Origin of the sequence: Falsiroseomonas oryzae, from assembly GCF_027856955.1 — a bacterium.
In the GTDB taxonomy this organism is placed as follows: Bacteria; Pseudomonadota; Alphaproteobacteria; order Acetobacterales; family Acetobacteraceae; genus Falsiroseomonas; species Falsiroseomonas oryzae.
In genome coordinates this window covers 1-9,428 of sequence record NZ_JAPSMD010000207.1, presented here as the reverse complement: position 1 = coordinate 9,428, position 9,428 = coordinate 1, and the positions used below count along the sequence as shown (strand labels likewise).

At 71.2% G+C, this 9,428-nt stretch carries 7 protein-coding genes, 1 tRNA gene and 1 pseudogene; all 9 read left to right on the top strand.

Features of this window, described 5'->3' with window-relative positions:
• Positions 1 to 175: 175 nt before the first annotated feature.
• Entirely contained in the window at positions 176 to 700 is a 525-nt protein-coding gene (locus OZN99_RS18430; protein ID WP_270936730.1) for a YceD family protein, read from the top strand.
• Positions 701 to 809: 109 nt separating this feature from the next.
• Positions 810 to 1,010, top strand: coding sequence for a 50S ribosomal protein L32 (gene rpmF, locus OZN99_RS18425; protein WP_270936729.1), 201 nt, complete (start codon positions 810 to 812; stop codon positions 1,008 to 1,010).
• A gap of 74 nt (positions 1,011 to 1,084) precedes the next feature.
• A complete protein-coding gene (gene plsX / locus OZN99_RS18420) occupies positions 1,085 to 2,152 on the top strand; it encodes a phosphate acyltransferase PlsX (protein WP_270936728.1) in 1,068 nt (355 codons plus the stop codon).
• 16 nt (positions 2,153 to 2,168) lie between these two features.
• A complete protein-coding gene (locus tag OZN99_RS18415) occupies positions 2,169 to 3,143 on the top strand; it encodes a beta-ketoacyl-ACP synthase III (RefSeq protein ID WP_270936731.1) in 975 nt (324 codons plus the stop codon).
• A gap of 175 nt (positions 3,144 to 3,318) precedes the next feature.
• Positions 3,319 to 3,633, top strand: coding sequence for an integration host factor subunit alpha (locus tag OZN99_RS18410; RefSeq protein ID WP_270936727.1), 315 nt, complete (start codon positions 3,319 to 3,321; stop codon positions 3,631 to 3,633).
• A pseudogene (locus OZN99_RS33455) lies at positions 3,630 to 3,918 on the top strand (MerR family transcriptional regulator); the annotation flags it as partial. The gene OZN99_RS18410 and the pseudogene OZN99_RS33455, both read left to right, overlap by 4 nt.
• A 233-nt stretch (positions 3,919 to 4,151) precedes the next feature.
• Positions 4,152 to 4,228 (top strand) — tRNA-Pro (locus OZN99_RS18400).
• Between the two features lie 504 nt (positions 4,229 to 4,732).
• Entirely contained in the window at positions 4,733 to 7,906 is a 3,174-nt protein-coding gene (gene drmD / locus OZN99_RS18395; protein WP_270936725.1) for a DISARM system SNF2-like helicase DrmD, read from the top strand.
• A 2-nt stretch (positions 7,907 to 7,908) separates the two neighbouring features.
• Positions 7,909 to 9,428 (top strand): hypothetical protein (locus OZN99_RS18390; protein WP_270936724.1); only part of this gene is annotated, 1,520 nt, incomplete at its 3' end.

Sequence of the window (9,428 nt, the reverse complement as noted above, 5' to 3'; positions counted from 1 at the left end):
CGGGCCTCGCCGAGGCGCTGGGCCGCAATGTCTGGCGCGGCGAGGCGCCGGCGGGCGCGCCGGAGAGGCTGGCTCGGGTCGCCGCCGCCGCCGATGCCGCGCTCGCTGCCACCCCCTTCGCCGAACTGGTCGCGGGCCGGGCGCGCTTCCCGGATGCGATGGCGGAGGCGGCTGCGTGATCCGCCCCGAATTCTCCCGCCCGGTCCGGCTGGGCCCGGAGCGGCGCGAGGTGTCGCTGGAGGCGACCGAGGCGGAGCGCGCCGCACTCGCCGGGCGCTTCGGCATCCTGGGCGTCCACGCCCTGGCGGCGACGCTGCGGCTGGAGCCGGAGCCGGGCGGGTCGGTGCGGGCGCGAGGGACGCTGACGGCCGAGGTGGAGCAGGCCTGCGTGGTCACCCTCGACCCCGTGCGCCAGCCAGTCCGGGTCCAGCTCGACCTCCGCATCCTGGACGACGGTGCCGAACCCCGGGACGACGACCCGGACAGCCCCGACGAGATCGAGAGCCAGGGCGGGCTGGTGGACCTGGGCGAGGCGGTGGCGGAGCAGCTCGCGCTCGCCCTCGACCCTTATCCCCGGGCCGAAGGCGCCGTGCTGCCGCCGCTGGAGGAGGAGCTGCCGGCCGCCAGGGAGGCGCCCGCGCCGGAGTCCGCCGGGCGCCCCAATCCTTTCGCGAAGCTTGCAAAGCTCCGCGAAGGGTGATCTGACCTGCGCACGCGGCGAGGCTCACGGCTTGCGGCGCCCGGGGGGCGGTGGTAATCCGCCGGGCTCACCCGATCTTGCAGCTTGTTGACGAAAGAGGCTCGGCGCCATGGCCGTTCCGAAGAAGAAGGTTTCGCCCTCCCGCCGCGGGATGCGCCGGAGCCACCACGCCCTTTCCGCCTCGGCGCATCATGAGTGCGCCAATTGCGGCGAGCTGAAGCGCCCGCACCACGTCTGCTCGCATTGCGGGCATTATGACGGGCGCGAGGTGGTCTCCGCCGAGAAGGCCCGCGGCGTCGTCCGTCTCTGACGCGCGCATGTCGCGCGTGACGGCCGAACCGCGACTGGCGTGCGGGGTGCCCGGCATCCGGCAGGACCACGGCCTTGGCTGACACGGGCACCGCGTCGGCGACCACGCCGTTTTCGCTGGCCGTGGACGCCATGGGCGGCGACCACGCGCCGGAATCGGTGCTGGACGGGCTGGAACTCGCCGCGGAGCGCCATCCGCATGCCCGCTTCCTGCTGGTCGGTGACGAAGCGCGCCTCGGCGCCCTGCTCGCCACGCGCAAGCGGGCGGCCAAGGTGTGCAGCCTGCGCCACGCGCCGGAGGTGGTGTCCGGCGACCTGAAGCCCACGGCTGCGCTGCGCATCCGCGGGTCGTCCATGCGCGTCGCGATCGACGCGGTGGCGGCGCGGGAAGCGGCCGGCATCGTCTCCGCCGGCAACACGGGCGCGCTGATGGCGCTGGCCAAGATCGTCGTGAAGACGCTGCCGGAGATCGACCGGCCGGCGCTGGCCGCCATCGGGCCTTCGGCACGCGGCGACGTGGTGATGCTCGACCTCGGCGCCAATGTGCAGTGCGACGCGCGCAACCTGGTGGAATTCGCGGTGATGGGCGACGCCTTCGCCCGTTCCGTGCTCGGCCTGACCCGCCCGACCATCGGGCTGCTCAACGTCGGCTCCGAGGAGCTGAAGGGCGACGAGCGGGTGCGCCAGGCCGCGGAGACGTTGCGCGATTCCGCCTTCGGCGAGAATTTCCGCGGCTTCGTGGAAGGGCACGATATCGCCGCCGGCACGGTGGACGTGATCGTGACGGACGGCTTCACGGGCAATGTCGCGCTGAAGACCGGGGAGGGCGCGCTGAAGCTGATGCGCGACCTGCTGCGCCAGGTCTTCACCAGTTCCATCCCCGCCCGCGTCGGCTACCTGCTGGCGAGGCCGGCCCTGGATCGCCTCCGCGAATGGATGGACCCGCGGCGCTACAACGGCGCGGTGCTGATCGGGCTGAACGGCGTCGTGGTGAAGAGCCATGGCGGCACCGACGGCACCGGCTTCGCCCATGCCGTGGACGTCGCCATGGACATGGTGACGCACCGCTTCAACGACCGCATCCGCGAGGGGCTCGGCCGCCTTTCGGAAGCCGCGCCGCGGGCCGACGCCGCGTCGCGCTGAGGGGGAGAACCCGGCCATTCCCGCGTTGCGCGCCGCGATCGCCGGCACCGGCGGCTACCTGCCGGAGCGGTCACTGTCCAACGACGAGCTCGCCGCCTGGAAGGGGCTCGACACCTCCGACGACTGGATTGTGGAGCGCACGGGCATCCGCCGCCGCCACATCGCGGCGGAGGGCGAGACCGCTTCGGACATGGGGGCGAAGGCGGCTCTGGCCGCCCTGGCACAGGCCGGCGCCGATGTCGGCGAGGTCGATGCCATCCTGGTCGCGACCTCCACGCCGGATTCCGCCTTTCCCGCCACCGCCGTGCGCATCCAGGGCAAGCTCGGCGTGACGCGCGGCTTTGCCTTCGATATCGCGGCCGCCTGCACCGGCTTCGTCTATGCGCTGGGCGTCGCCGACGCGCTGCTCCACACCGGCCAGGCGCGCGGCGTGCTGGTGATCGGGACCGAGGTCTATTCGCGCATCCTGGACTGGACGGATCGCGGCACCTGCGTGCTGTTCGGCGACGGTGCGGGCGCGGTGTTCCTGCGCGCCACCCCGGCCGGGGAGGGGCGCGGCCTGCTCTCCACCCACATGCATTCCGACGGGCGCTTCGGCGACATCCTTGTCGTGGACGGCGGGGCGGGCTCCACCGGCGGGACGGGCGTGGTGCGCATGGCAGGCCGCGAGGTGTTCAAGCACGCGGTGACCAAGCTGGCGGCCGCCGTGGACGAGGCGCTGGCGGCCAACGGCCTGGGGCATGACGACGTCACCTGGCTGGTGCCCCACCAGGCCAACATCCGCATCATCGAGGCGATGGGGAAGAAGCTGCACCTGCCGCTGGACCGCGTAGTGGTGACGGTGGATCGCCACGCCAACACCTCGGCGGCGTCCATCCCGCTGGCGCTGGCGGAGGCGACGCGGGACGGGCGCATCAGGCGGGGCGACCTGGTGCTGATGGAAGCGATCGGCGGCGGCCTCACCTGGGGCGCTGCGCTGGCGCGGTTCTAGGGATATCTTTGCGATATTGCAGTAAGTTGTGCGCGTTTTCTCATTCGCTTTGTCAAGACTGCATCTGGCGATCCGAAACAAGCGGTTGACGGCCCCACCGGGGCCGGGTTTTCCTGTCCTTTGAGGGAGTTGCGGCGTTCCGCTGCAGCCGGAAGGGGCGCAAGGAAGGCCTGCGATGAAGACCATGACCCGCGCCGACCTCGCGGAGGCCATCTACACCCAGGTCGGCCTGTCCCGGAACGAGAGCGCGGCCTTGCTGGAGACGGTGCTGGAGCGCATGTCGGCCACGCTGGAGTCCGGCGAATCCGTGAAGATCTCCGCCTTCGGGTCCTTCGTGGTCCGGCAGAAGGGCAAGCGGGTGGGGCGGAATCCGAAGACCGGGGTCGAAGTGCCGATCCTTCCACGCAAGGTGCTGTCCTTCCGGCCTTCCCAGGTTCTGAAGGCGCGCCTGAACCCCGGCCAGCCAATGGGTCCGGACGACGACGCATGAGCGACGACGGCGCGACGGAGAACGGCGATGGCGTCCGCGCCCGGCCGCGGAAGGCGCCCACCGCCTTCCGCACGATCAGCGAGGTAGCCGACGACCTTCAGATCCCGCAGCATGTGCTGCGATTCTGGGAGACCAAGTTCCCCCAGCTGAAGCCGCTGAAGCGCGGCGGCGGCCGGCGCTACTACCGGCCGGAGGACATCGCGCTGCTGCGCCGGATCTCCGACCTGCTCTACACCCAGGGCTACACGATCAAGGGCGTGCAGCGCCTGCTCCGCGAGGGCGGGCTGGACGAAGCCGGCGCCGCGCCGGAACTGCCGCTCGGCGAGCCGGAGCGGGACGAGGAGGAGGACGCCGCGACGCTCGCCCTGCGCGAGGCGTTGGATACGCTGGAACGCCTGGCGCATGAACTGCGCGCGCTGGTCCAGCGGAACTGAGGCGGCGCCGCGGCCGGAACGGCCGTCGGCCGCTGCTCCCGCAGGGTTGGCGGCCGTGGTCGGGCGGTGCTATGCCGGCGGCGTCGGAGCGTAGCGCAGCCTGGTAGCGCATCAGTCTGGGGGACTGGGGGTCGTGGGTTCAAATCCCGCCGCTCCGACCATCCTTTTCAATAACTTGAGTGTCGGAGAGGGGCAGCTACGCTGGCCTTGTGTGCAGGCTGTGTGTGCAGTTCGCCCCGGTGAGGCGCGGTTTGGCCTTCCGGTGCGCACTCCCGACCAGCTGCGGGAACCGAGCGTTTGCTGTCGGACTCTTTGCGGGGGGGGCGCTGTGGAGTTCGAGGCCTGTCCCGCCTTTTTCGCTAATCGTTTTGGCCACCTGTCGGCTCGCGGATGACGACGGCCGCACTCGCAGGAGCGAGTCTTGGTCGCCCGCGGGCCCGGTAATCGGGCTGAGGCTAAGCAGTCGCCTGCAGCAAGAGACTCGCGCCGGGCTCCAAACTCTGCGAAGCGCCACAGGCGCATGGGCGTCGAACAGACTACCCTCAGCGCCAGCGGCGTTGGGTTCGTTTCGGTGTTCCGCTCTGATCGCAGGCTCCGCTACTCTTCTCGTGTTCGGTGAACTGCGCTGGTGAAATGCCGGCGGTCGCGGACGCCGGGGGGTCCGCATGGGCGAGATTGGTGTGCGTTCGGGAGACTTTGTTCGGCTGCGTGGGCGGCGCTGGCTCGTCGAAGGGGAACGCGAGCTGGGCGGGGGCCTGTCGGCTTTGCGCATCGCTTGCGTCGATGACGATGCCCAAGGCGAGACTGCGGAGGTTGTTTGGTCGGCGGAGTTAGACGCCGAACTGCTTGGCGATGAGGGCTGGGAGGCCCTTGCCCGAACCGGCACCGACGATCCGCAGGTATTCGCCGCCTACCTCCGCACAATCCGCTGGGGCACGGCGACAGCTGCGGACCGCGACTTATTCCAGGCGCCCTTTCGCGCGGGCATCCGCCTTGACGCGTATCAGCTCTTGCCCCTCCGCAAGGCGCTCCGGCTGCCGCGTGTCAATCTGCTGATCGCCGACGACGTCGGCGCCGGCAAGACGGTGGAGGCGGGCCTCGTCCTGCGCGAGATGCTGCTCCGCCGCCGCGTCGACTTCGCCGTCGTGGCAGCACCGGCCGGCATGGTCCGCCAATGGCAAGACGAGCTGGAGGCCAAGTTCGGCCTAGCCTTCACCATCGTGGATCGCGAGCATCTCGCCGACATCCGGCGGGATCGCGGCTTTGCCGCCAACCCTTGGACGGCGGGGTCCTTCTTCATCGTCTCCCACTCGCTTTTGGCCGATGACACCTACGCAGGCGGCCTACGCGACGCCCTTCGCGGCTTCCGTCCGAGGGCGATGCTGATTCTCGATGAGGCACACCACGCCGCGCCGGCGAGTGGTGCGCGCTACGCCGTGGACAGCCAGTTCACCAAGGCGGTCCGCGACCTTGCCAGCCGTTTCGAGCATCGCCTCTTCCTCTCGGCCACGCCGCACAACGGTCACAGCAACTCGTTCTCCGCGCTGCTCGAGATCCTCGACCCCCAGCGCTTCACCCGTGGCGTCCCCGTCCGGCCGCGCGAACTGGACGCGGTCATGGTCCGCCGCCTCAAGTCGGACCTCCGCCACTTCGGGGAGCGCTTTCCGAAGCGGAATGTCGTCCCGGTCGACATCGACGGCCTGCCGCCCGACGCACCCGACCTCCGCCTGGCACGCATGCTTGCAGAGTACGGCGCAGGGCTTCGCCGCCGGGCCGAGACCCTGCCCCCGCGCGAGGCCGGCCTCGCGCGCCTAGCCTTCGTCGGCCTGCAGCAGCGCCTACTGTCCTCCCCGCAGGCCTTCTCGGAGACACTGAAGGTCCACATCGCCGGCCTTGATCGGCGCGGCGCCTCTGCCGCCGTCGCTGCGTCCTTTGCACGCGGCGCCGCAGAGGCAACCGAAGACGAGCCCGAGGAGGAAGAGCGCGGGCTGCTCGACCTGGAGCGCGAGGAGCGTGCGCGCACAGAGGCTGCCGCCGCCTTCGCAGCGCCTGCGGCCGACCGCGCGGCGGCACAGGCCATGCTCGACCTAGCGACTGAAGCCGCCCGGCGCCCCGACGCTCGGGTCCGATGGCTCGCCGGCTGGGTGCGCAAGCATATGGCGCCGGGCGGTACCTGGAATGCCCGGCGCCTGGTCGTCTTTACCGAATACGAGGCCACCCGCCGCTGGCTCGAGCGTCGATTGATGGAGACGCTGGATGACCTCGATCCGGAGGGGCGTGTGGCGGCCTTCACTGGTGCGACGCCGCTCGACCGACGGGAGGAGCTGAAGCGCCGTTTCAACGCCGACCCCGCCAGCGATCCGCTGCGGATCCTCATCTGCACCGACGCCGCACGAGAAGGCATCAACCTGCAGGCCCGCTGCCATGATCTGATCCACTTCGACCTTCCGTGGAACCCGGCGCGTCTCGAGCAACGCAACGGCCGCATCGATCGCAAGCTCCAGCCCTCGCCCGAGGTCTGGTGCCGCTACTTCGTCTACGCGCAACGCGAGGAGGACATCGTCCTCAAGGCCCTCGTCGAAAAGACCGAGCGCATCCGCGACCAGCTCGGCTCTGCCGGCCAGGTCATTGCCGGCCGCCTGACCGAGCGCCTGGCGCGCGAGGGCATCGTCGCCGCAGCCCGGCAGGCGCGCGAGGTGGCGGCGGAGGGTGACGATCCGATCGTCGCGCGCGCCCAGGACGAGATGGACGACGAGACTGAGCGCCGTCGTGCGCGCCAGGCGCGCGAGCTTGATGACCTCAGGAAGCACCTGGAGCAGTCGCGCGAGCGTGTCGGTGTAGACCCCGAAGAGCTGCGCTCGGTGGTCGCTACGGCGCTCGGGCGCGCCGGTGCGCCACTTGACGCGCCGGAGGCCACCATCGAAGGCACGCCCATCTTCCGGCTCGATGCTGGAAATGCGGCCTTCGCCACCGCTGGTTGGCCCGAGGCGCTGGACACGCTTCGCATCCGACACGGGAAGACCATTCGCACCGGGCGCGACCTCAGGGAATGGCGCGCCGCCGCCCCGCTGCGAGCGCTCTCTTTCCGGCCGGCCGTGACCCCGGAGGGAGCTGACGCGGAAGGTGTGGTGCAGCTTCACCTGGAGCACCGCCTTGTCCGCCGGCTGCTCGGACGTTTCCTGTCGCAAGGCTTTCAGTCCGGGCTGTCGCGCGCCTGCGTGGTGCTCGGTCCGGGCGCCCAGCCACGCGTCGTGCTGATCGGCCGGCTTGCCCTTTACGGCCCGGGCGCTGCGCGCCTGCATGAAGAGATGGTCACCGTCACTGCACCTTGGACCGAAGCCGGACGGGGCACGACGCCGCTCAAGCCCTTCGGCACCCGTGGCGAGGAGACCACGATGGCGCAGGTCGAGGCGGCACTCCGGGATCCGCGCCGCCCGCCCCCCTCCGTGATCGAGCGTGTACGCGCTTGGGCCGCCAAGGACGCGGCCGACCTCGAACCCGAGCTCCGCCGCCGCGCCGCGGAGGCGCGCGACTTGGCGGCAAAGGCTCTCGGCGAGCGGGGCGAGCGCGAGGCAGCTGACCTTCATGCGCTCATCTCGGCCCAGCGCGACCGCGTCGCGACCGCCGACGCCGAACCCGAGGATCCCCAGCTCTCGCTCGTCTTCGATGTCGATGAAGCGAAGCAGCGGCGCCTCGACCGCGCGCATTGGCGGAAGAAGCTCGTGGAGCTCGACGCCCAGCTCGAGGAAGAGCCCCGCCGGCTGCGCGAGGGCTACGAGATCCGTGCCGACCGCGTCGAGGTGGTTGGCCTCCTGTACCTTTGGCCCGGAAGCAACTGAGGATGCCCGCGCCCGACCCCAACCTTGAATGGCTCGGCCACGTCCAGCCGACTGGCCTCGTCGTCGCCCCCGCTGTCCTGGCCCGGCACGGCCTGGTGCCGGAGGAGCAGCTGCGCCCTGACGGTGACGCAGTAGCCGAGTTCCTGGCGAAGAAGGACGACGAGCCGGCACTCGCCGACCCCTGGTCGTTCTTCGCCGGCATCCTCGGCTGGGAGGCTTCCTTCGTGGCCGGCGCGCGCGGCGGGCCGGACCTGCCCGACGAGCTCTCCGTCACGCTGCCCGAGGTGGACACCACCCTTGCCCCGACCTGGGCCGTGCGCGAGCCCGACGGTGGCTGGCAGATGCTGGTCCGCATCGAGGCCCCCGGCATCGCCCCCGACGCCCGCGGCGCGCTGGAAGGCTGGGAGGCGACGCCGCACCAGCGGCTGGAGCGCCTGCTGCGCGAGACCGGCGTGCCGACAGGCATCCTGGTAACCGACAGCCATCTCCGCCTTGTCCACGCCCCGCGCGGCGAGACGAGCGGCTGGCTGTCCTTCCCCCTCCGGGAGCTTGCGACCGTCGGCGGCCGGCCGATGCTTGGTGGCCTCAAGCTGCTGCTGAACGCGCACCGGCTGTTCACCGACGGCTCCGACCGCCGTCTGCCCGGCCTGCTGCGGGCCAGCAGGGACGCCCAGGCCGAGGTTTCGCAAAAACTCGCCACCCAGGTGCTTGGTGCGCTGCACGAACTGCTGCGCGGCCTGCACGCCGCGGACCGGGCGCGGGTGGAGCGTCTCGCCGCGCAGCGCCCAACGCAGCTTTACGAGGGGCTGCTCACCGTCCTGCTGCGCCTGATCTTCCTGCTCTACGCCGAGGACCGGAACCTCATCCCCTCGCGCGCCGACGGCCCGGCGCGGTCGCTGTACGCGGAGGGCTACGGCGTCCGCGCTCTGCACGCCAAGCTGCTCGCCGACCGCGCCCGCCACCCCGACACGATGGACGAGCGGCGCGGCGCCTGGGGCAGGCTGCTGGCGCTGTTCCGGCTGGTGCATGGCGGCGACGGCACAGGTTGGATCCGGGGCAGGGGAGGGAAGCTCTTCGACCCCGCCGCCTTCCCCTTCCTCGAAGGACGGGACAGCTCCGAGGACGGTCCTGCGCCGCCCGCCGTGACCGACGGCTGCGTGCTGCGCGTCTTGGACGGGCTGCTGGTGCTGGACGGCGAGAAGCTATCCTACCGCACCCTCGACGTGGAGCAGATCGGCAGCGTCTACGAGACGGTGATGGGCTTTACCGTCCAGGCGATGCCGGGCCCGGCGCTGGCCATCAAGGCCGGCAAGAACAACCGCACGCCGGTCTTCGTGGACCTCTCGGCGCTGGCGGCGAAGCGCGGCAAGGACCGAGAGAAGTACCTGAAGGAGGAGGCGGACCGCGGCCAGCTTCCGACGCGCGTCACCGCCGCGCTCGGCACCGCGGCCGACGCCGCCGCGCTGGCCGAGGCGCTGCGCCCGATCGTGGACGAGCGCGGCAGCCCGCACGGGCCGGTGCC

Bases quoted from the DNA above. Each gene is read 5' to 3' on its own strand.
- rpmF (WP_270936729.1), top strand. From the start codon at position 810: ATGGCCGTTCCGAAGAAGAAGGTTTCGCCCTCCCGCCGCGGGATGCGC.
- OZN99_RS18410 (WP_270936727.1), top strand. From the start codon at position 3,319: ATGAAGACCATGACCCGCGCCGACCTCGCGGAGGCCATCTACACCCAG.
- drmD (WP_270936725.1), top strand. From the start codon at position 4,733: ATGGGCGAGATTGGTGTGCGTTCGGGAGACTTTGTTCGGCTGCGTGGG.